The sequence below is a fragment of the Caldimonas hydrothermalis genome (genome assembly GCF_056746695.1).
Map to the genome: position 1 here is coordinate 259,905 of NZ_JBWQXA010000001.1, position 21,812 is coordinate 281,716.

A 21,812-nucleotide genomic window follows, 5' to 3' on the forward strand; every position below is an offset into this window, starting at 1 on the left:
TCCTGGGACGGGGCTCAGGGGCGGTCGGGAATCACCAGCACGCTCTGGGCGGCGAGGTCCCATTGCGACTGGCCGCCGATGCCGATCTGGAAGGGCCGCGGCAAGGGGCTTGTGTCCAGGCGGAAGACCAGCTCGGCGTAATGGCGCTCGCCCGCAGCCAGGCGCGAGCGGTCGGCGATCTTCCAGCCGGCCGTGCGGTGCATGGTCCCCAGGGCCTCGTGCAGCGACTCGAACTGCTGGCTGAAGGCCCCGGACTGCACGCGGTAGCGGCGCGTGAGCGGCTGGTAGGTGATGCGCCAGGACAGGCTGGCCGAGGCCACGCGCAGGTCGCGCCAGTACCAGCGGCTGCGGTAGGTGGTCACCTCGGCCTCGAAGTGCAGCGGCACGCCTTTGAGCAGGGCGTCCTCCACGGCGCGGGGCAGCTCGATGCGGGTGCTGAAGCTCAGCTCCAGCCCCTCGTCGTTGCGATCGATCTCGACCTCCGACAGCGTGATGCTGCCGTTCTGGGCCTGGGCCGGACGGTGCACGAGGCCGCCCCCCAAAACCAGGGCCAGCACCAGGGCGATCAGCGCGCGCAGCACGGCCGCCAGCCGCCGGCCGGCCGCGGGGCCGGGGGCATCGGTCGAACGCGGCGCGGCGGTCAGCACGGGAGGACGGTCCGGGGGTCAGGCGGGTTTTTCGATCAGGGCGTAGTAGAAGCCGTCGTGGTCGACGACGGCCAGGGATCCATTGTCGGTCACGGGCAGCGCATGGCCGGGCGCCGGACAGGCCCGGGCCCCAGGATGGCGTTGCAAAAATGCGTCGATCTGGGCACCGCCCTCGGCCCGGAAGACCGAACAGGTGCAGTACAGCAGGTGGCCCCCAGGCCGCAGCAGCGGCCACAGCGCGTCGAGCAGTTCACGCTGGACCGCGGCCAGCGCTTCGATGTCGCCCGGGCGGCGCAGCCAGCGGATGTCGGGATGACGGCGCACGATGCCCGAGGCGCTGCACGGGGCGTCGAGCACGATGGCGTCGAAGGGACGGCCGTCCCACCAGGCCGCCGTGTGGCGGGCGTCGGCCGCCTTCAGCGTGGCCTGCAGGCCCAGACGGTCCAGGGTCTGGCCCACGCGCTGCAGGCGGTCGGGGTCGCTGTCCAGGGCCAGCAGGTCCAGGTCGGCCGACTCCAGCAGATGGGCCGTCTTGCCGCCCGGGGCAGCACAAGCGTCGAGCACGCGCGCGCCTGGGGGCAGGCCCGCCCCCAGCAGCAGCGGCGCCGCCCACTGCGCGGCCAGGTCCTGCACCGAGCACAGGCCTTGCGCAAAACCAGGGATCTGCTCCACCGGCCGGGGGCGGTCGAGCACCAGCCCCACCTCGCCCACCAGGCGGCTGGGCAGGCCGGCGTCGGCCAGTTGCCGGGCATAGGTGTCGCGGTCGATGCGGCGGCGGTTCACCCGCAAGGTCATCGGCGGGTGCTGTTGGGCGCAAGCCAGGAGGGCTTCCCACTGAGCCGGCCAGTCCTGGCGCAGCCGCTCGACCCACCAGGCGGGATGGTTCCACCGGGCTTCGGGGTCGGCCTCGATCGCCGCCAGGCAGGCGACCCGCTCGCGCAGGAAGCGGCGCAGCACGGCATTGACCAGGCCGGACGCGGCGCGGGCCTGTCGCTTGGCCGCCTCGACGGCCTGATCGACCAGGGTGTGCTCGTCGTAACCCGAGGCAGGGCCTTGCACGAGCAGGGCCAGGGCCGTGCACAGCAGCGCCTCCAGCGGCGGCGCCGGCGTGCGGGGCACGAGATGGCGGCGCAGCGCGCGGGCGCGGCCGAGCTCGCGCATCACGGCAAAGCTCAGGGCCTGGGTGCCGGCGCGGGCAGGGGTCGGAACGCGCGCCAGCGCGTCGGAGAGGGAGCGGCCCCGTCCGACGGCGAGCACGGCCTCGGCGGCGTGGCCGAGCAGGCGGGACAGCGGCAGGGAGGTCGGGTTCACGGGGTGAAGTCTAGGCGCAGGTGACAAAACAAAGGGCCGCTGCACGGCAGCGGCCCTCGGGGCGGCGGGGACGACGGGTCAGGCCAGGGTGTCGGCCCAGATGTTTTGCGCCCAGTTCCAGGCATAGATGCCTTCGAGCTCCGTGGGGCCGGGCGACACGCCGCCCGAGCCGGCCACGGTCTTGAAGGTCTTCTCAGCGGCGACATACTCGTGCACGCTGGCCACGTGGATGACGTTCTTGCCGTCCACGAAGCTGTAGCAGGTGTTGGTGAGCATCGGGGCCGGGTTGATGGCCCAGCCGCGCAGCTCGGCCACGATGGCCGCCGCGGCCACCTTGGCATGCGAGTTGGCCATGTGGCCGCTCTTGGGCATCAGCGGGGCGGTCTGGATGGCGTCGCCCAGCACATGGATGTCCTTGGCCGCGGTGGACTCGAAGTTCAGGAAATTCACATGGCACCAGCGCGCATTCGCGTTGGCCAGGCCGGTGTCCACCGCGATCTTGCCAGCGCGCATGGTAGGCAGCACGTTGAGCACGTCGGCCTTCACATCGTCGGCGATCTCGAACTTGATGGTCTTGGTCCGGGCGTCCACCGCGACCGCCTTGTGCTGCGGGCGGTATTCGATGATGCCCTTGTACTGCTCGGCCCAGACCTTCTTGAACAGCGGCCCCTTGGAGGTGACGTCCGGGTTGGCGTCGAGCAGCAGCACCTTGGAGCGCGGCTTGGCGCGCTTGAAGTAGTCGGCCACCTGGCACACCCGCTCGTAGGGCCCGGGCGGGCAGCGGTAGGGGGCCTCGGGCACGGTCATCGCGAAGACGCCGCCATCGGGCATGGCCTCGAGCTGGCGGCGCAGCGCCACGGTCTCGGGGCCGGCCTTCCAGGCCTGCAGGATCTGGCCGGCCTCATGGGCGGCTTTCAGGCCCTGGATGCTGTCGAAGACCAGGTCGATGCCCGGCGAAAGGATGAGCTTGTCATAGGCGATGGTGGGGCCGGAGGCCAGCACCGCGACCTTCTTGGCCGGATCGATGCGGGCCACCGTGTCGCGCACCAGGCGCACACCGTGGCGGCGCACGAGGTTGTCATAGGGCGTGGTGATCTCGGCCAGGGTGCGGTGGCCGCCCAGCACCAGGTTGGAGATGGGGCAGGACACGAAGGCGCTCTGGGGCTCGACCAGCACGACCTCGATCTGGTAGTCCGACAGCAGGCGCACATACTTGGCCGCCGTGGCGCCGCCATAGCCACCGCCCACCACCAGCACACGGGCCTTGGACGGCACGCCGGTGGTCGCGCAGGCGCTCAGGCCCAGCACGCCGGCGGCGGCGGCCCCTTGCAGGAAGGAACGTCGTTGCAGCATCGCGGGCCTCCTCACTTCTTCTGCGCGGCGAAATAGGCCGCGATCTGGTGGATCTGCTCGTCGCTGTAGCCCTTGGCGAGCTGGTGCATCACCGTGGCCGTGCGCGTGCCGGTCTTGAAGGCCTTCATCTGTTCGACGATGTAGACCTGCGGCATGCCCGCCAGCGCCGGCACCTGCGAGCCTTGCACCGCACGGCCGTCGGTGCCGTGGCAGTTGGCGCAGGTGGCCGCGAGACTGCGGATGTACAGGGCCTGCGCATCCTGCGCGGCCGCACCGCCGGTGGCGGCGCAGGCCAGGGCGGCTGCGATCAAGGGTTTCGGACTCATCGTGCTGGCTCCTTCTCGTTGTTCGAATCAAGTCACTTCAATGTACTGGTCGGCCAGTGCCTGCGGCAACGGCACGCCCAGCAGCACCGCGGCCAGCCGCAAGGCGTCGGCCGCTTCGTCCACCAGGCGAGGGGCCCCGGCCTGACGCACCGCCGCATCGACCCAGGCGCGCACCAGCACCGGCCGCTGCATGGCTGAGAGCTGCGCGAGCCGCGCCCAGGCATGAGCCACCGCATCGGCGTCGGGCGCCACCCATGCGGGCACGGGCTGAGGGGACCACAAGCCGCCCATCACCTCGAGGTACCACGCCGGTGGCCGGCCGTTCGCACACGCGGACGCATCGACCATTCTCGCCAGAAAGGCCGTGGCCGTGGTCACGTCCTTAGCCAAATGAGCAATATCGTTATCACCCGCGGGCGGGGGCGGTCGTTGCGCGGCCCCGCTGAGCAGGTGGCGCATCACCAACCAGCGCAGGCGGTCCATGGGGCTGACCTGGCCGTCGGCCTTCATGATGCGGCGCGCTGCCTCCACCAGACCCCGGCGCTCGGCCAGCGGGGCCTTGGCACTGCGACGCAGCATCATTTCCCACACTGGCAGCCGCGTGGCGTGGGTGAGCTGGGCGAGCTCGGCACGCACGGCCGCAGCCACGGCCAGCCCGGCGGTCTCCTCGGCCCAGGCCTGCCATTCGCGCTCCTGACCGGGTGTGACCAGCAGGCCCAGCACCGCCGCGCGGCGCTCGCCCGGGCCCTGCCAGCGCGCGATGCGCGCCAAGGCCTCGCGTTCGCGCTGCGCGGGGCTGTCCAGGGCCGGGGCCTGCGTGGCATCGTGGCGCCAGGCGTCTCGCCCCTGGCCCGCGGCCGGGGCTTCGGCCGGCAGCACGAGGTCCACGGCGGCGTCCCCGCCGGCCGCGGCCTCGTCCCCCGCGGTGGGCACCAGACCGGCCATCGGCTGGGTGAGCGGGGCGTCGTCGTCCTCGGGCGGCAGCACGCGCGCGGCCAGGGGCACCACCTCGAAGCCATAGATGCGGCGGATGCGCTCGGCCAGCGGAGGGTGGGTGGCGAACAAGTCCCAGCGCAGACGCGAGACGAAGAACAGGTGGGAGAGGCTTTCGGCCTGGGCATGGTGGATGCGGTCGCTGCCACGCCAGGCCTGATCGGCGATCTTGCGCAAGGCCCCGCCGATGCCCTCGATGTTGCGCGTGTACTTCACCGCCGAGGCATCGGCCAGGAACTCGCGCTGGCGCGACACGGCGGCCTTGAGCAGGCGTCCGGCGATCCAGCCCAGCGAGCCCACGGCCATCAGGGCCAGGCCGAACAGGACACCCGCCCCGCGTCGGCCGTGGGTGTCGGGCTCCACCAGCGAGCGGCCGAAGTTGTAGACCATCTGCAGGCCCCAGACCAGGCCGATCAGGCGCATGTTGAGGCGGGTGTCCCCATGGAAGAGGTGGCTGAACTCATGGGCCACGACCCCCTGCAGCTCATCACGCGTGAGCCGTTCCAGCGCCCCGCGGGTGACGGCGATGACCGCGTCGTCGCGGTCCCAGCCCGCAGCGAAGGCATTGATGGCCTGCTCGCGCTGCAGCACGTACACCGGCGGCGGTGTCATGCCTGCGGCCAGGGCCACCTCGTCGACCACGTTGCGCAGGCGCTTTTCGTACAGGTCGCCCACCCGTCCCTCGGGCGGATCGATGGGCGTGCCGCCGGCCAGACGGGCCACGTGAGCGCCGCCCTCCCGCAGGCGAAGCATCTCGAACCAGCAGCCCCCCAGCACGAACAGCAGGGTCAGCGCGGTGTTGGTCTCGAAGAACAACGGCGGAAAGCCCTGAGTCCAGGGAAAGCTCAGCCGGTAGATCAGCGCCAGGGCGCCGTTGACCGCCAGCACCAGCAGCACCAGCACGAGGGCGAACAGCCACAGCAGGCGCCGCGAGGCGGCCTGCGCCGCCGCCTGGTGTTCGCGAAAGCGCATCGCCATGGGGTCAGCGCCTCACTGCCAGAACCTCAGAACTGGACACGCAGGGTCTTGCGTTCCTCGTCGCTGGTGGTGGACTGCAGCATGCCCGCCTCCTTGAAGCCGAAGAGCCGGGCGATGAGGTTGGTGGGGAACTGCTGCGCGGCATTGTTGTAGTCGAGCGCCGCATCGTTGAAAGCCTGGCGCGCAAACGCAACCTTGTTCTCGGTGCTGGTGAGCTCCTCGGACAGCTCGCGCAGGGTCTGGTCGGCCTTGAGCTCGGGATAGTTTTCGACCACCGCCATCAGGCGCGCGAGCGTGCCCTCCAGGGCCTGTTCGGCGATGGCCAGCGCGCCCACCGATCCGGCGCTGGTGGGGCGCACGCGCACATGCTCGGCCGCGGTGCGGGCCTGGTTGCGCGCGGCGATCACGGCCTCGAGGGTCTCACGTTCATGGGCGATGTACTTGCGGGCGGTCTCGACCAGGTTGGGAATGAGGTCGTAGCGCCGTTTGAGTTGCACATCGATCTGGGCAAAGGCGTTGCCGATGGCGTTGCGCAGCCGCACCAGCCGGTTGTAGGCCCCCACGGCCCAGAACACCAGCACGGCGACGACCACCCAGCTCAGGATTTGTGTCGTGCTCATCCGCAATCCCCCATGGCCTGTCTTGTCCCCGCGACTCTACTACGACCACGCTGCACGGGGCTGCGGCGGCCCCATCACGGGCGCCGTCAGGCCAGCACGGCAGCGGGCGAGCCGGCGACGTACTGCGCGTGCCCGCGCGCGCGCAGCTCGCAGGCCGGGCAATGCCCGCAGCCCCGGCCCCACCGATGGCGCAGCGAGCGCTCGCCGAGGTAGCAGGTGTGGGTGTGCTCGACGATCAGATCCACCAGCGCCGCACCGCCAAGCCGCTCGGCCAGGGTCCAGGTCTGGGCCTTGTTCAGCCACATCAGCGGTGTCTCGACCGTCAACGGGGTGTCCATGCCGAGGCTGAGCGCCACCTGCAGCGCCTTGAGCGTGTTGTCGCGGCAGTCGGGGTAGCCGGAGTAGTCGGTCTCGCACATGCCGCCCACCAGCACGCTGGCGCCACGGCGGTAGGCCAGGGTCGCGGCGAAGGTCAGGAACAGCAGGTTGCGCCCGGGCACGAAGGTGTTGGGCAGGCCATTGGCCTGCATCTCGATGGCCCGCGCCTCGGTGAGCGCGGTGTCGCTGAGCTGGCCCAGCAGCGCCAGGTCGAGCACATGGTCGTCGCCCAGGCGGCCAGCCCAGTTCGGGAAGGCCAGACGCAGGGCCTCCCGCACGGTGGGCCGGCAGTCCAGCTCGACGCGGTGGCGCTGGCCGTAGTCGAAACCGATCGTCTCGACACGCGCAAAGCGCGACAGTGCCCAGGCCAGGCAGACGGTGGAGTCCTGCCCGCCGCTGAAAAGGACGAGGGCGGTACGGGGATCAGCCACGGACCTCGCCCTGGCCCAGCACGATGTACTTCAACGAGGTCAGCCCCTCCAGCCCCACCGGCCCGCGGGCGTGGAACTTGTCGGTGGAGATGCCGATCTCGGCGCCCAGGCCGTACTCGAAGCCGTCGGCAAAGCGCGTGCTGGCATTGACCATCACACTGGCCGAATCGACCTCGCGCAAGAAACGCATCGCGTTGGGATGGTGCTCGGTGAGGATGGCGTCGGTGTGGTGCGAACCGTAGCGGTTGATGTGGGCGATGGCCTCGTCCACGTCCTTCACCAGCTTGATGCTGATGATGGGCGCCAGGTATTCCTCGGCCCAGTCCTGCTCGGTGGCGTCTGCGAGCTTCGCGCCCGGCACGGCCGCTAGCAGCGCCTTCGCGCCGGCGTCGCAGCGCATCTCCACACCCTTGGCGGCAAAGATCGCGCCGATGCGGGGCAGGAAGGCCGGGGCGATGGCCTCGTGCACCAGCAGTGATTCGGCCGCGTTGCAAGGGCTGTACTTCTGCGTCTTGGCGTTGTCGGTCACGGTGACGGCCAGGTCGAGGTCGGCCGAGGCATCGACGTACACGTGGCAATTGCCATCCAGGTGCTTGATCACCGGCACCGTGGCCTCGCGGCTAATGCGCTCGATCAGCGACTTGCCGCCGCGCGGGATGATGAGGTCCACATACTCAGGCATCGCGATCAGCCGGCCCACGGCCTCGCGGTCGGTGGTCTCGATGAGCTGCACGCCCTCAGGCGGCAGGCCGGCGGCCTGCAAGGCCTGCTGCACCAGCTTCCACAGCGCCAGGTTGGAGTGCAGGGCCTCGGAGCCGCCGCGCAGCACGCAGGCGTTGCCACTCTTGATGCCCAGCGAGGCCGCCTCGATGGTGACATTGGGGCGGCTCTCATAGATCATGCCGAACACGCCAAGGGGCACGCGCATCTGGCCCACCGTGATGCCGGAGGGGCGGCGGCGCAGGTTGACCATCTCGCCCACCGGGTCGGGCAATGCGGCCACCTGCTCGCAGTTCTCGGCCATCTGGGCCACGACCTTGTCGGTGATGCGCAGGCGATCGACCATCGGCGCGGCCAGGCCGCGGGCCTCGGCAGCCGCCAGGTCCTTGGCGTTCTCGGCCTGCAGGCACGGGCCTTCGGCGCGGATCAGCGCGGCCAGACGGCGCAGCGCGTCGTTCTTGGCGGCCGTGGAAGCCGCAGCCATGCGCGTGGCGGCCGCGCGGGCGGCGGCGCCCACGTGGTCCATGTAGGCCTGGAGATCGGTGGCAGTCATGCCCCGGATTGTCTCAAATCCGGGCATCGGCCGCTGCGTTCAGAACCGTGACACCAGCGCCAGCCACAGCGGCGCCGTGAGCACGAAGACCAGCGTGGACAGCACCAGGGTGGCCGTGGTTTCGGCCTCCTGGCTGCGGTAGCGCTGCGAGAACATCAGCGCATTCGTGCCCGCAGGCAGCGCCGCGCATATCACGATCACCGTGAGCGGCAGGCCCGACAGGCCGAACACGAAGCGCCCCACGACCAGCACCAGCGCCGGCTGGGCCACGAGCTTGGCCGCCGTGAGCCAGCCGGCTGCGCGCAGCGAGCCCTGCAACCCGTAGTGGGCCAGCGACATGCCGATGGCCACCAAGCACACCGGCACCACGGCCTGGCCCAGCATGGACAGGATCTCGTCGGCGGCCTGGGGGATCGGCAGGCCGGCCACGTTCCAGCCCATGCCGACCAGCACCGGCAGCACGACCGGGTGGATCAGGGTGTTGCGCACCGTGAGCTTCAGGGTGGCCGCCAGGCGGGGCCGGCCGGCTTCGGTGCGCGAGGCGGCGCGTGCCATGTCGAGCTCCACCAGCACCGTGAGCAGGCTCAGCAGGATCAGCGCATGCAGGCTGACGATGGCCAGGTGGATGGACAGACCCGCCTCGCCAAACAGCGCCAGCGCGATCGGGATGCCAAGTTGCACGGTGTTGCTGAAGGTGGCCGTGATGGCCCTCACGCTGGGTTCGGCCGGTGAGCCCTCGCTCGACAGTCGCCGCCGGCGCCACACATAGATGCCCAGCAGCAGCCCCACCACCGGCACGAAATAGGCCACGATCACTGCCCAGGGCAGGGTGGCGAAGTCGATGCGCGCGGTGGTGCGGAACAGCAGCGCCGGCGCGAACAGGTAGAAGGCCGCGTTCGACAGCGCCCGGGCCGTCTCGCCCCCGCCAAAGAACTTCGCCCGCCCGGCCAGCCAGCCGATCGTGACGACGGTGAAGATGGCCAGGAGCTTGAGGAAGACGGCGGGGGTCATTCCTTGGCCGCCGCCTTCTTCGCCGGCGCCTTCTTGGCCGCCGCCCGGGGCGCGCGTGGCTCGAACTCGAAGCCGACCTTGCCTTCCTTGTGGTCCCAGACCAGGAAGGCCTTGAACTTGCGGCGCGTCTTGTTGGAGACGAAGTTCTCCAGCAGGTCGGTCTTGCCGGTGGCCAGCAGCTTGCTCATCTGCTCGCGCGCCACGGGCTGCTGCAGGATGATCTTGCCGCTCTTGAAGTCGCAGGTGATGCGCGAGCCCACCGCGTGTTCACAGACGTAGCTCGTGCCGTGCTCGAAGACACGGCCCTTGCACTTGGGGCAGACGCCCAGCGACTCCTGGCCGCTGAAGTCCACCGGCTCGCCGTCCTGCGTCTTCTGTGTGTCGTCGCCGAAGTCGAACTCGAGCTTGTAGTTGCCGATGTCCTCGTCGTAGGCCAGCTTGAGCTCGGCCGAAAAAGGCCAGCCTGCCTTGGAGCGGAAGCCCTCCAGCGGGCCGATCTTCTTGTGGGTGAGGAACTGCTCGACCTCGTGCAGTTCGAAGCTGCGCCCGCCGGGAATCTTGCTGATCGAAAAGCCACAGCCCTCCTCTTCCCCGGTTTTGCCGGTGCAGGTGAAGCGGCGGTAGTTCTCCTTGACCACGCCGCCGCAGTTGGGGCATGGGGTCTGCAGCGTGGCGTAGTCGCCGGGAATGGTGTCGCGGTCGTATTCCTTGGCCTTTTGCACGATGCGCTGGGTCATCGCAGCAATCTCGGCCATGAAGGCCTCGCGCGAGAGCTTGCCCTTTTCCATCTGGGCGAGCTGGAACTCCCAGTTGCCGGTGAGCTCGGGCTTGGTGAGGTCTTCCACGTCCAGGCCGCGCAGCAGCGTCATGAGCTGGAAGGCCTTGGCGGTGGGGACGAGCTCGCGCCCCTCACGCACGAGGTACTTCTCCAGGATCAGGCCTTCGATGATGGCCGCACGGGTGGCCGGGGTGCCCAGGCCCTTTTCCTGCATCGCGGCCTTGAGCTCCTCGTCATCCACCAGCTTGCCCGCGCCTTCCATGGCCGACAGCAGCGTGGCTTCGGTGTAGCGTGCCGGCGGGCGGGTCTTGGCGGCATTCACGGCCACGTCCTCGGTGCGCACGCGCTCGCCCGGCGTGACGGCCACGAGGTCGGCATCGTCTTCCTGGGCTTCCTTGCCATAGACGGCCAGCCAGCCGGGCTTGACCAGCACCTTGCCGTTGGTCTGGAAGCTGTGCACCTTGCCCTGGGCCTGAACAGTGGTGATGCGGGTGGTGACCAGGTACTCGGCCGGCGGGTAAAAGACCGCCAGAAAGCGCTTGACCACCATGTCATAGAGCTTGGCCTCGGCCTCGGTCAGGCTCTTGGGCGGCTGCAGCGTGGGAATGATGGCAAAGTGGTCCGAGACCTTGGCATTGTCGAAGACCCGCTTGTTGGGCTTGACGAACCCCTCCTTGATCGCGTGGGCCGCGTGCGGGGCCAGTGCGCGCAAGGGACCGGGCAGGTCCTCGCCGGCGATCATCTCCATCGTCTTCTTGACCACGCCGAGGTAGTCCTCGGGCAGGGCGCGCGAGTCGGTTCGCGGATAGGTCAGGACCTTGTGCTTTTCGTACAGGGCCTGGGCGAGCGCGAGTGTGGTCTTGGCCGAGAAGCCGAAGCGCGAGTTGGCCTCGCGCTGCAGCGTGGTCAGGTCATAGAGCAGCGGGCTGCTCTGGGTGCTGGGCTTGGCCTCCTCGGTGACGGTGCCGGTCTGGCCGCGCACTGCCTCGGCAATCGCCTGGGCTTCGGCAGCCGTCCACAGGCGGTCGGCCCGCAGCTCGGGGTCGGCCTCGTTCTTTTTCCAGGCCGGGTCGAACCACTTGCCTTCATAAGCGCCGGCCTGGGCACCGAAGGTGGCGCGCACCTCCCAGAAGTCGCGCGGCACGAACTTGCGGATCTTCTCCTCGCGCTCGACCACGATGGACAGCGTGGGCGTCTGCACCCGCCCCACGGTGGTGAGGAAAAAGCCGCCGTCGCGCGAGTTGAAGGCCGTCATCGCCCGCGTGCCGTTGATGCCCACCAGCCAGTCGGCCTCGCTGCGGCTGCGCGCGGCTTCCGACAGGCCGCGCATCTCCTCGTCGCTGCGCAGCCGCTCGAAGCCCTCGCGGATGGCCTGGGGCGTCATGCTCTGCAGCCACAGGCGCCGGATGGGCTTGTTCAGCCCGCCCTTGGCCGGCGTGGCGTACTGCACGATGAGGCGGAAGATCAGCTCGCCTTCACGTCCCGCATCGCAGGCATTGATGAGCTCGGTGACGTCCTTGCGGCGGATGAGCTTGACCAGGGCATTGAGCCGGCCCTTGCTTTTGTCGATGGGATGGAGCTCGAAGTGCGGAGGGATCACCGGCAGGTGGGTGAAGCTCCACTTGCCGCGCTTGACGTCGTATTCCTCGGGCGCCTTGATCTCGACCAGGTGACCCACGGCGGAACTGACGATGTAGCGCTCGTTCTCGAAGTACTCGTCGTGCTTTTCGAACTTGCCGCTCGAGGGCGTGAGCGCGCGCACGATGTCCTGTGCGACGGACGGCTTCTCGGCGATGACCAGGGCTTTGCTCATGGATCTCGGGTTGGGTCAGGAAAGAGGGGGCACCAGGACATGCCGCGCGCGCGCTCCCGCGCGGCCCCTACAATGCCGCTGCCTCGCGCGTGCGCGCACGCACGCGCGCGCTCCCATTTCAATGTACCCAAAGTCGACCATGACGCAAGCTCGACCCGTCCGTTCCCCCCGCGCCACCGCGGGGTCTGCCGTTCCGTCCCGGGGGCGGCGCATCCAGGTGCGCCGCTCGGGCGTGCACGGCAAGGGCGTGTTCGCGGTGGCGCCGATCCGGGCCGGCGAGCGCATCATCGAGTACAAGGGCGAGGTCATCACCTGGGCCGAGGCCCTGCGTCGCCACCCGCACGACCCGAGCGACCCGCACCACACCTTCTACTTCCACATCGACGATGGCCATGTGATCGATGCGAAGTACGGCGGCAACGCGGCGCGCTGGATCAACCATGCCTGCAACCCCAACTGCGAGGCCGACGAGGTGGACGGCCGGGTGTTCATCAAGGCCCTGCGCGACATCGCCCCGGGCGAGGAGTTGTTCTACGACTATGGCCTGGTGATCGACGAACGCTACACGCCCAAGCTGAAGAAGCAGTACGAATGCCGCTGCGGCGCCCCGAACTGCCGGCGCACCATGCTCGCCCCGAAGCGATGAGCGCCCTGCCCTGGCCTGCCGAAGACCTCTGGGAGCGGCTCGAACCCCAGTTGCCGGGCTTGAGCGTGGAGGTGCTGGCCGAGGTCGACTCCACCAACACCCGGCTGCTGGAGCGTGCGCGTCAAGGCGACACCGCCCCCTGCCTGCTGGTGGCCGAGCGCCAGAGCGCGGGGCGGGGCCGCCAGGGGCGTGCCTGGCAGTCGGCACCGGGAGCCTCGCTGACCTTCTCGCTGAGCCTGCCGATGTCGCCGCAGCGCTGGGGTGGCCTGTCGCTGGCGGTGGGCGTGGCCCTGGCCGAGGCGCTGCACCCCTCGCTTCGCATCAAGTGGCCCAACGACCTGTGGACGCTCGATGCCAACGGCGGGCCCGCCGGCAAGCTGGGCGGCATCCTGATCGAGACCCAGGGCCATGCCGGCCCCAGCCGTCACGTGGTGGTGGGCGTGGGTCTGAACATCGACGCGCCCCCGGCCCTGCCCGATGCGCGCCACCCGGTGGCCTGGCTGCGCCAGCTCGACCCGGCCGCCACGGCCGCCGGCACGCTCACGGCAGCGGCCACGGCCCTGGTGGGGGCGCTCAAGCTGTTCGAGCTGCGCGGCTTTGCGGCTTTTGCGCGGCGCTTCGAGGGTCGCGACCTGCTGCGTGAGCGGCTGGTGAGCACCACCAGGCCCGACCTGCCCGAGGGCCGGGCCCAGGGGGTCGACGAGGACGGCGCCCTGCTGCTGCGCGATGCGCGCGGCCTGCACCGCCTGGACAGCGGCGAGGTGAGCGTGCGCCCATGCTGAGACTCCTGGTGCTCGTGCTGCTGCTGGCCAATCTGGGCTACTACGCCTGGACCGCCGGCCATCTGCAAGGGCTGGTGTCCCGGGCCCCCGACCCGCGCGAGCCCGAACGCCTGCAGCGTCAGGTGCGGCCGGAGATCGTGCAAATCGAAACCGCTCCGGCATCGCCGCGCACCCCTGCACCGGCTGCCACACCCGCCCCGGCCCCACAGGAAGAGCCGGCCTCGCCTGCATCGGGCCTGCCGGCCAGCGCGGTCGCGGCCGCGGCATGCCTGGAGATCGGCCCCTACACCGAGGCCGAGTACGCCGGTGTGCAAGCCACCATCGCCCAGGCGCTGCAGGGGGTCGATTGGAGCGTGCAGCGCGAGGAGCGCGGCGGTGTCTTTCTGGTCTATCTGGGCAAGTACCCCAGCCGGCAGGCGCTGCTGCGCCGGCAGGAGGAACTGCGCGCGGCCGGCATCCGGGCCGAAGAGGTCCGCAGCTCACCGGATCTGGAGCCGGGGCTGTCGCTGGGCCGCTTCACCTCGCGCGACGGTGCCGAGCGCCGGGCGCTGGAGCTGGCCGACCGCGGCGTGCGGGCCGCCCGCGTCCTCACGATCACCCCGCCCGCCGTGCGCGTGCAGGTGCGCATCCCGGCGGCCGATGCCGCACTGCACGGCCGCCTCGATAGCCTGGCGCCGCGCCTGCAGGGGCGTCGGGCGTCGCCCTGTGGTGCCGACACCAACGCGCGCACCTGAGCCCTGCAACAAAAAGGGCTCCCGCGGGAGCCCTGGTGTGAGCGGCAGACGTCGATCACTTCGCGGCCACCACGCGAGCCATCTCCAGCACCTTGTTGGAGTAGCCCCATTCGTTGTCGTACCAGGCCACGAGCTTCACGAAGGTGGGGTCCAGCGCAATGCCGGCCTCGGCGTCGAAGATGGAGGTGCGGGGGTCGCCGCGGAAGTCGGTGGCCACGACCTTGTCTTCGGTGTAGCCCAGCACGCCCTTGAGTGCGCCTTCGCTCTGGGCCTTCATCTCGGCGCAGATCTCGGCATAGGTGGCGGGCTTTTCCAGTTCGCAGGTCAGGTCGACCACCGACACGTCGGAGGTGGGCACGCGGAAGGACATGCCGGTGAGCTTCTTGTTCAGCTCGGGGATCACCACGCCCACGGCTTTGGCCGCACCGGTGCTGGAGGGGATGATGTTCTCGAGGATGCCGCGGCCGCCGCGCCAGTCCTTGTTCGACGGGCCGTCCACGGTCTTTTGCGTGGCAGTGGCGGCGTGCACGGTGGTCATCAGGCCGCGCTTGATGCCCCATTTGTCATGGAGCACCTTGGCCAGCGGCGCCAGGCAGTTGGTGGTGCACGAGGCATTGGAGATGATGGCCTCGCCCTGGTAGGTGCCGTGGTTCACGCCATAGACGAACATCGGGGTGTCGTCCTTCGACGGGGCCGACATGATCACCTTCTTCGCGCCGGCGGCCAGATGCTTCTGAGCGGTCTCTTTGGTGAGGAACAGGCCCGTGGACTCGACCACGATGTCGGCGCCGACCTCACCCCACTTCAGCTCGGCCGGGTCCTTCACCGCGCTCAGGCGGATCTTCTTGCCGTTGACGATCAAGGTGCTGCCCTCGACAGCCACGTCCCCGTCGAAGCGGCCGTGCACCGAGTCGTACTGCAGCATGTAGGCCAGGTAGTCGGGCTCGAGCAGGTCGTTGATCGCCACGACCTCGATGTCCTTGAAGTTCTTCACCGCCGCGCGGAACACCATGCGCCCGATGCGCCCGAAGCCGTTGATGCCGATTCTGATGGTCATGATTGCGCTCTCCTAGGGAAAAGTCGGTAACGGAAATCCATGGACGAGCGGGAGTCCGGCTGGCTCCCGCAGGCGGGATCAAAGGCCCAGCACGGCACGCACGGTGGCGGCGACGTTCTCGGGCGTGAAGCCGAAGTGCTTGAACAGCACGCCGGCCGGGGCCGATTCGCCGTAGGTGTCGATGCCCACCACTGCGGCGCAGCCGTACTTCCACCAGAAGTCAGTGACGCCGGCCTCCACCGCGATGCGTGGCAGCCGCGCCGGCAGGACCCGGGTTTTGTAGGCCGCATCCTGGCGGTCGAAGACGGTCGTCGAAGGCATGGAGACCACACGCACGGCGATGCCCTGCACCGCGAGCATCTGCTGGGCATGCAGGGCGAGCTGCACCTCCGAGCCGGTGGCGATGATCACGGCCTGGGGCTTTTTCTTCAGGCCCACCTCGCTCGGCTCGGCCAGCACATAGGCCCCGCGCGCGATGTCCTCCAGCCCGGCCTTGGGCGCATAGGGCAGGTTCTGGCGGGACAGCAGCAGCGCGCTGGGGCGGGCCTGGCTCTGCAGCGCGCAGGCCCAGGCCACGGCGGTCTCGGCGGTGTCGGCCGGACGCCAGACGTCCAGGTTCGGGATCAGGCGCAGGCTGGCGGCATGCTCGATCGACTGGTGGGTGGGGCCGTCCTCGCCCAGGCCGATGGAGTCGTGCGTGAAAACATGGATCACGCGCTGCTTCATCAGCGCGGCCATGCGGATGGCGTTGCGCGAATAGTCGCTGAAGGTCAGGAAAGTGCCGCCGTAAGGGATGTAGCCGCCATGCAGCGCGATGCCGTTCATGATGGCGGCCATGCCGAACTCGCGCACCCCGTAGTTGATGTGCCGCCCGCCGTTGGGCTCGCCGGTGGCCGCGTCGAAGCGCAGCGCGGGCGTGCTCTTGGTCTGGGTGAGGTTGGAGCCGGTCAGGTCGGCCGAGCCGCCCAGCAGCTCGGGCAACGCGGCCGTGAAGGCTTCCAGCGCGATCTGGCTGGCCTTGCGGGTGGCCACGGTCTCGGCCTTGGCATGGGCGGCCACGGCCGCGTCCACCGCCACCTGGGCGAAGCCGGCGGGCAGCTCACCGCGGATGCGGCGCTCGAACTCGGCGGCCAGTTCGGGGTGCTCGGCCCGGTAGGCCTCGAAGCGGGCCTGCCAGTCGCGCTGCAGCGCGGCGCCGGCCTCGCGAGCGTCCCAGGCGGTGTAGGCCTCGGCCGGGATCACGAACGGGTCGTGCACCCAGCCCAGGGCATCACGGGTGGCGCGGATCTCGTCCACGCCCAGAGCCTCGCCATGGACCTTGGCGGTGCCGGCCCGGTTGGGCGAGCCCTTGCCGATCGTCGTCTTGCACACGATCAGCGTGGGCCGGTCGGTGCTGCGTTTGGCCTGGGCGATGGCCGCATCCACGGCCTGCACGTCGTGGCCGTCCACATCGTCGATGACGTGCCAGCCGTAGGCGGCAAAGCGCCGGGGGGTGTCGTCGATGAACCAGGGATCGACCTGGCCGTCGATGGAGATGCCGTTGTCGTCATACAGCGCGATGAGCTTGTTCAGCTTCCAGGCGCCGGCCAGGGCGCAGGCCTCGTGGCTGATGCCCTCCATCAGGCAGCCGTCGCCCAGGAACACATAGGTGTGGTGGTCGACGATGCGGTGCGCGCCGCGGTTGAATTCGTGTGCCAGCAGCTTCTCGGCCAAGGCCAGGCCCACCGCATTGGTGAGGCCCTGGCCCAGCGGACCGGTGGTGGTCTCCACCCCCGGGGTGATGCCCACTTCGGGATGCCCCGGGGTCTTGCTGTGCAACTGGCGGAAGCGCTTGATCTCGTCGAGCGGCAGGTCATACCCGCTCAGGTGCAGCAGCGCGTAAATCAGCATCGAACCGTGGCCGTTGGACAGCACGAAGCGGTCGCGGTCGGCCCAGTGCGGGTCGGCCGGGTTGTGGCGCAGGTGGCGGCCCCACAGGGCCACGGCGATCTCGGCCATGCCCATGGGGGCGCCGGGGTGGCCGGAATTGGCGGCCTGCACCGCATCCATCGCAAGCGCGCGGATGGCGTTGGCCATCAGGGTGGTGTTCTGGGGGGTGGAGAGGGTCGTGGCGCTCATGTCCATGAGGAAACCTGCCGCTGCGGCTGCATCCCGGCGCCGCAGACGGCGCACACAGACGGGATGGGGGGTTGGAATCGGGGAACCCCGGATTGTAAGTCGGCGCGGATAATCACCCGCCAGGGCCCGCCGGGCCCCGACGCCCCCAGTGCCTTCCCTCACACGCATGGACAACCTGAAAGCCCTGATCCTGGCGGCCGGCCGCGGCGAGCGCATGCGCCCGCTGACCGACCACACCCCCAAGCCGCTGCTGCCGGTGCGGGGGCGGCCGCTGATCGAATGGCACCTGGAGGCGCTGGCGCGCGACGGCGTGCGCGAGGTCGTCATCAACACCGCCTGGCTGGAGGAGCAGTTCCCGGCCACCCTGGGCGACGGCTCGCGCTTCGGGCTGCGCATCCGCTATTCGATGGAAGGCCGCGACCACGGCGGCGCGCTGGAGACCGCCGGCGGCATCGCCAAGGCCCTGCCCTGGCTGGGTGAGTGCTTCTGGGTGGTCTCCGGCGACATCTTCGCCCCGGGCTTCCGCTTCGACGCCGCACGGGCGCGAGCCTTTGCCGCAGGCAAGCGCCTGGCCCATCTGTGGCTGGTGCCCAACCCGCCCTACCACCCCCGGGGAGACTTCGGCATCGGCCCGGATGGCCTGGGGCTGAGCGATCCGCCCGAGACGGTGCCGCGCCACACCTACGCCAACCTGGCGCTGATGCGCGCCGAGTTGTGCCGCCACCTGCCGGTGGGCCAACGGGCCGCGCTGGGCCCGCTCTTGCATGACGCGATGCGCCGGCGCCAAATCGGTGTCGAGATGTATACGGGACCGTGGGAAAACGTCGGGACGCCCGCACAATGGGAGGCATTGTCGGCGGCCCCTCCGACCGGGAAGATGGCCGCCCAGGAGGACCGATCATGATGGAGCTGCTCGTCGGTGCGCTGGCGGCCGTGGTGGTGGGGGCCGTGCTGGAAGTGGGCGTGGTCAAGGCCCTGCGCGGGGTGCAGTTGGCCGCCTCGCCGCTGTCGGGCGATGCGCTGGACTCCTTCGTCTACGAGCGCTCGCTGCTCACCCCGGAACGCGACCTGGCGATCGTCTGGGCGGGCCTGACTGCAGCCGGGGTGCTGAGCGCCGCAGCGTGGTCGTTCCAGCGGCCCTGGCTGTGGGCGCCGGCGGCGCTCGCCTGGCTGGCCGCCCTGGGCTGGGACTGGTGGACCTGGGAGCGCGCCGCCGCCAGCGTCAAATACGTGAGCTGGCGGCGCGGCTGGCGACATTCCACCCGCCAGGTGCCGGTCTCCCATGTGGCCGAGGTGCACGTGGTGGAAAAAAACCTGTTGGGCCCGCTGGGCACGTGTTACATCGCCCTGACGCTGGCCGACGGCAAAGCCGTCAAGCTGCCGCGCACGGCCACGCTGGGCGGGCTGGGTCGCGTGGAAGACGTGGCCAATTTCATCCGCCTGCAAATGCAGCAGGTGCGTGAGCTGCGCGAGCGCCGCGCCAACGAGCGGCGCCGTGCCCGGGCGCAACGCGAGCCCAAGGACCCGGTCGAACGCGAACTGCGCCGCAAATTGATCGAATTGCGCCGCGCACGCCACCCCAAGGTGCCCACCGCGCACTGACATCCGCGCCGCCGCGATCGGGGCGCCGCCCGGCATGGCGCGCCGTCCCAAGCGCGGCTAGACTGTGCCGATGAGTCTGCTTCCCCCCTTGGCCGCCGACCCGCAGGCCCCCCGCCAGCGCCGCGCGCGGCTGGCGCAGGCGCTGCGTGAGGCCGGTGGCGGCGTGGCCGTGCTACCCACCGCCCCGCAGCGTGTGCGCAACCGCGACACCCACCACCCCTACCGGCCCGACAGCCATTTCCATTACCTCACCGGCTTCGACGAACCCGAGGCTTGGCTGGTGCTCGACAGCAACGGGCGCAGCACGCTGCTGTGCCAGCCCCGCCACCCCGAGCGCGAGGTCTGGGACGGCCATCGGCTCGGCCCTGAGGCGGCCCCGGCCGCCTTGGGGGTGGATGAGGCGTTCCCTGTCGAGGAGATCGACCGCCTGATGCCCGGGCTGATCGGCGGACACGCCATCCTGTGGTTTCCCTTTGGCGTGCACGAGGGCCTGTGGACCCGGGTGGAGCGTTGGCTGCAAGACGTGCGCTTGCGCGAGCGCCAAGGCGTGACCTGCCCCACACAGTGCCGCGACCTGTCGGCGCTGCTCGACGAGATGCGCCTGGTCAAGGACGCGCACGAGCTGCAATTGATGCGCCGGGCCGGCACGATTTCGGCGCTGGCACATGTGCGGGTGATGCAGCGCTGCGGCCAGTGGATGCGCGAAGGCCGCCTGGACGGACGCCGCGAATACCACCTCGAAGCCGAACTGCTGCACGAGTTCCGGCGCCAGGGTGCGGCCGGCCCCGCCTACCCGAGCATCGTGGCCGCCGGCGCCAACGCCTGCGTGCTTCACCATCCGGCCGGCGACGCGCCGCTGAAACCAGGCGAGCTGTGCCTCGTCGACGCCGGCTGCGAATACCTCGGCTACGCCGGCGACCTCACCCGCACCTTCCCCGTCGGCGGCCGCTTCAGCGCACCGCAGCGCGAGCTCTACGAGATCGTGCTGGCGGCCCAGGCCGCCGCGATCGACGCCTTGCGGCCAGGGGCCCGCCTGCGCGATGCCCATGACGCCGCCCTGCGTGTGCTGTGCCAGGGCATGCTCGACACCGGGCTGCTCGACCGCAGCCGCCACGGTGACGTCGATGAAGTGATCGGCACGGCCGCCTACCGCCCCTATTACATGCACGGCACCGGCCACTGGCTGGGCCGTGACGTGCACGACGTGGGCGGGTATCTGCAAGAAGACGAGCCCCCCGTCGAGCAGCCCGATGGGGCCGGCGGGCGGGTGGTGAGGAAGCCCTCGCGCCTGCTGCGCCCCGGGATGGTGACCACCGTCGAGCCCGGCCTGTACGTGCGCCCCGCCGAGGGCGTGCCCGAACGCTACTGGCACATCGGCATCCGCATCGAGGATGATGCCGTCATCACCCCGGCAGGCTGCGAGCTGCTCACCCGCGACGCCCCCGTGCACCCCGACGAGATCGAAGCCCTGATGAGAGGCCAGGCCCCATGACGGACACCGACGCCCTGGAAGCCCGGGCCTATGCCGACATGTTCGATCTGGCCCCCGTCTCGCTGTGGCTGGAGGATTACAGCGGCGTACGCGCCCTGTTCGAGCAATGGCGCAGCGAAGGCGTGCACGACCTGCGCGCTCACCTGCGCGCCGACCGCAGCCGCGTGGCCGAGTGCTCGAGCCGCATCCGCCTGCTGCGCGTGAACCGGCGCACGCTGGAGCTCTTTGAGGCCGACAGCCAGGAGCACCTCGCTGCCAACCTCGGCCATGTGTTCCGCGACGACATGTTCGACCAGCACGTCGAGGAGCTGCAGGCGCTGTGGGAAGGCCGCGGCGGCTTCGGCGGCCCCACGGTCAACTACAGCCTGACCGGCCGGCGGCTGGACATCTGGCTGCGCGCCACCGTGCTGCCCGGTCACGAGCAGACCTGGGAGCGCGTGCTCGTGGCCCTCGAGGACATGAGCGAACGCAGCCGCGCCGAGCGGGCCCTCAAGCGCAGCGAGCAATACGCTATGGGCCTGTTCGAGCACTCCCCGGTGTCGCTGTGGGTCGAAGACTTCAGCAACGTGAAGTTCCTGCTCGACGGCGCGCGCGCCCAGGGCATCCGCGACCTGCGCACCTTCCTCGACGTGCACCCCGAGTTCGTCGAGCGCTGCATGCAGGAGATCCGCGTCATCGACGTCAACCGTCAGACGCTCACGATGTTCGGCGCGTCTGACAAGTCCACGCTGATGCGCCGCCTGCACGAGATCTTCCGCGACGACATGCGTGAGCACTTCGCCGAGCAGCTCGTCGAGCTGTGGGACGGCAAGCTCTTCCAGCAGCGCGAGACCATCAACTACGCGCTCGACGGCGAGCCGGTGAACGTGTACATGCAGTTCTCGGTGCTGCCCGGACACGAGGCCGACTGGAGCCTGGTGCTGGTCTCGCTCACCGACATCACCGCGCGCAAGAAGGCCGAGGCCTATCTCGAATACCTGGGCAAGCACGACGTGCTGACCAAGCTGCGCAACCGCTCCTACTTCGTCGACGAGCTCAACCGGCTGCAGCGCAAGGGCCCGTGGCCGGTCACCGTAGTGATGGCCGACCTCAACGGCCTGAAGGCCATCAACGACCAGGAAGGCCATGCCGGCGGCGACGATCTGCTGCGCCGCGCCGGCGAGGTGCTGGCCAAGGCCGTGGACAAACCCGCCAGCGCCGCGCGCATCGGCGGCGACGAATTCGCCGTGCTGCTGCCCGGCACCGACGAGCGCGGCGGCGAGCAGATCGTCGAGCGCATCCACTCGCTGCTGGAGCTGAACAACCAGTTCTACCCCGGTGCCGCCCTCAGCTTCTCGATCGGCCTGGCCACCTGCGCCGCCGGCCAACGGCTGGAGGCGGCCGTGCACCAGGCCGACCAGCGGATGTACGAGGCCAAGCGCGCCTACTATGCCGCCAGCGGTCGCGACCGGCGGCGCTCCTGATCCGCG

At 69.9% G+C, this 21,812-nt stretch carries 19 protein-coding genes; 7 read left to right on the forward strand and 12 right to left on the reverse strand.

The features are described from left to right. Positions 1–14: 14 nt before the first annotated feature. From AC1ECW_RS01295 to AC1ECW_RS01340, 10 genes are all read right to left on the reverse strand, one after another. Positions 15–647, reverse strand: a complete 633-nt coding sequence (locus tag AC1ECW_RS01295) for a DUF4390 domain-containing protein (protein ID WP_481200992.1) — start codon at positions 645–647, stop codon at positions 15–17. Between the two features lie 18 nt (positions 648–665). After that, positions 666–1,958: a 16S rRNA (cytosine(967)-C(5))-methyltransferase RsmB gene (gene rsmB, locus AC1ECW_RS01300; RefSeq protein WP_409709059.1), complete on the reverse strand. Its 1,293-nt coding sequence runs from the start codon at positions 1,956–1,958 to the stop codon at positions 666–668. 78 nt (positions 1,959–2,036) lie between these two features. Next, positions 2,037–3,311 carry an FCSD flavin-binding domain-containing protein gene (locus AC1ECW_RS01305; protein WP_409709062.1) on the reverse strand — a complete coding sequence of 425 codons (1,275 nt, stop codon included), beginning with the start codon at positions 3,309–3,311 and terminating at the stop codon, positions 2,037–2,039. An 11-nt stretch (positions 3,312–3,322) separates the two neighbouring features. Beyond that, positions 3,323–3,637 (reverse strand): c-type cytochrome, encoded by a 315-nt coding sequence (locus AC1ECW_RS01310; RefSeq protein WP_481200993.1) that lies wholly within the window; start codon positions 3,635–3,637, stop codon positions 3,323–3,325. A gap of 27 nt (positions 3,638–3,664) precedes the next feature. Then, on the reverse strand, positions 3,665–5,608 hold the full coding sequence (locus AC1ECW_RS01315) for a M48 family metalloprotease (protein ID WP_481200994.1): 1,944 nt from the start codon (positions 5,606–5,608) through the stop codon (positions 3,665–3,667). Between the two features lie 26 nt (positions 5,609–5,634). Continuing rightward, complete coding sequence (locus tag AC1ECW_RS01320) at positions 5,635–6,228, reverse strand: LemA family protein (RefSeq protein WP_409708623.1); 594 nt, start codon at positions 6,226–6,228, stop codon at positions 5,635–5,637. Positions 6,229–6,314: 86 nt separating this feature from the next. Beyond that, entirely contained in the window at positions 6,315–7,037 is a 723-nt protein-coding gene (gene queC / locus AC1ECW_RS01325) for a 7-cyano-7-deazaguanine synthase QueC (protein WP_409708626.1), read from the reverse strand. Further along, a complete protein-coding gene (locus tag AC1ECW_RS01330) occupies positions 7,030–8,310 on the reverse strand; it encodes a glutamate-5-semialdehyde dehydrogenase (protein WP_409708629.1) in 1,281 nt (426 codons plus the stop codon). Before AC1ECW_RS01330 ends, queC begins: the two co-directional genes overlap by 8 nt. Before the next feature lie 39 nt (positions 8,311–8,349). Continuing rightward, positions 8,350–9,321 (reverse strand): AEC family transporter, encoded by a 972-nt coding sequence (locus tag AC1ECW_RS01335; protein WP_409708632.1) that lies wholly within the window; start codon positions 9,319–9,321, stop codon positions 8,350–8,352. Then, on the reverse strand, positions 9,318–11,912 hold the full coding sequence (locus AC1ECW_RS01340; RefSeq protein ID WP_409708635.1) for a DNA topoisomerase III: 2,595 nt from the start codon (positions 11,910–11,912) through the stop codon (positions 9,318–9,320). Before AC1ECW_RS01340 ends, AC1ECW_RS01335 begins: the two co-directional genes overlap by 4 nt. 139 nt (positions 11,913–12,051) lie before the next feature. On the opposite strand from AC1ECW_RS01340, the gene AC1ECW_RS01345 reads away from it, so the two are divergent. From AC1ECW_RS01345 to AC1ECW_RS01355, 3 genes are read left to right on the forward strand one after another with little or no spacing between them, the layout of a single operon-like run. Further along, positions 12,052–12,558: an SET domain-containing protein gene (locus AC1ECW_RS01345; protein ID WP_481200995.1), complete on the forward strand. Its 507-nt coding sequence runs from the start codon at positions 12,052–12,054 to the stop codon at positions 12,556–12,558. Next, positions 12,504–13,340, forward strand: coding sequence for a biotin--[acetyl-CoA-carboxylase] ligase (locus tag AC1ECW_RS01350; RefSeq protein WP_409705267.1), 837 nt, complete (start codon positions 12,504–12,506; stop codon positions 13,338–13,340). Before AC1ECW_RS01345 ends, AC1ECW_RS01350 begins: the two co-directional genes overlap by 55 nt. Beyond that, positions 13,334–14,074, forward strand: a complete 741-nt coding sequence (locus tag AC1ECW_RS01355) for a hypothetical protein (protein WP_409705269.1) — start codon at positions 13,334–13,336, stop codon at positions 14,072–14,074. Before AC1ECW_RS01350 ends, AC1ECW_RS01355 begins: the two co-directional genes overlap by 7 nt. A gap of 55 nt (positions 14,075–14,129) precedes the next feature. Here the strand turns inward: AC1ECW_RS01355 and gap are convergent, their stop codons facing one another. Then, the gene (gap, locus tag AC1ECW_RS01360; RefSeq protein WP_409705272.1) at positions 14,130–15,131 is read right to left on the reverse strand and encodes a type I glyceraldehyde-3-phosphate dehydrogenase; all 1,002 of its coding nucleotides are present in this window, start codon (positions 15,129–15,131) and stop codon (positions 14,130–14,132) included. Positions 15,132–15,209: 78 nt separating this feature from the next. Then, positions 15,210–17,255, reverse strand: coding sequence for a transketolase (gene tkt / locus AC1ECW_RS01365; protein WP_409705275.1), 2,046 nt, complete (start codon positions 17,253–17,255; stop codon positions 15,210–15,212). 160 nt (positions 17,256–17,415) lie between these two features. Here tkt and murU point away from each other — a divergent pair, with 160 nt between their 5' ends. The 4 genes from murU to AC1ECW_RS01385 all read left to right on the forward strand — a co-directional run bounded on the left by murU (position 17,416) and on the right by AC1ECW_RS01385 (position 21,806). After that, positions 17,416–18,153: an N-acetylmuramate alpha-1-phosphate uridylyltransferase MurU gene (gene murU / locus AC1ECW_RS01370; protein WP_409705278.1), complete on the forward strand. Its 738-nt coding sequence runs from the start codon at positions 17,416–17,418 to the stop codon at positions 18,151–18,153. After that, positions 18,150–18,851, forward strand: a complete 702-nt coding sequence (locus AC1ECW_RS01375) for a hypothetical protein (RefSeq protein WP_409705281.1) — start codon at positions 18,150–18,152, stop codon at positions 18,849–18,851. The genes murU and AC1ECW_RS01375 overlap by 4 nt, the downstream gene beginning before the upstream one ends. Before the next feature lie 70 nt (positions 18,852–18,921). Next, the gene (locus AC1ECW_RS01380) at positions 18,922–20,343 is read left to right on the forward strand and encodes an aminopeptidase P N-terminal domain-containing protein (RefSeq protein WP_409705284.1); all 1,422 of its coding nucleotides are present in this window, start codon (positions 18,922–18,924) and stop codon (positions 20,341–20,343) included. After that, complete coding sequence (locus tag AC1ECW_RS01385; protein WP_481200996.1) at positions 20,340–21,806, forward strand: sensor domain-containing diguanylate cyclase; 1,467 nt, start codon at positions 20,340–20,342, stop codon at positions 21,804–21,806. The genes AC1ECW_RS01380 and AC1ECW_RS01385 overlap by 4 nt, the downstream gene beginning before the upstream one ends. Positions 21,807–21,812 lie beyond the last annotated feature (6 nt).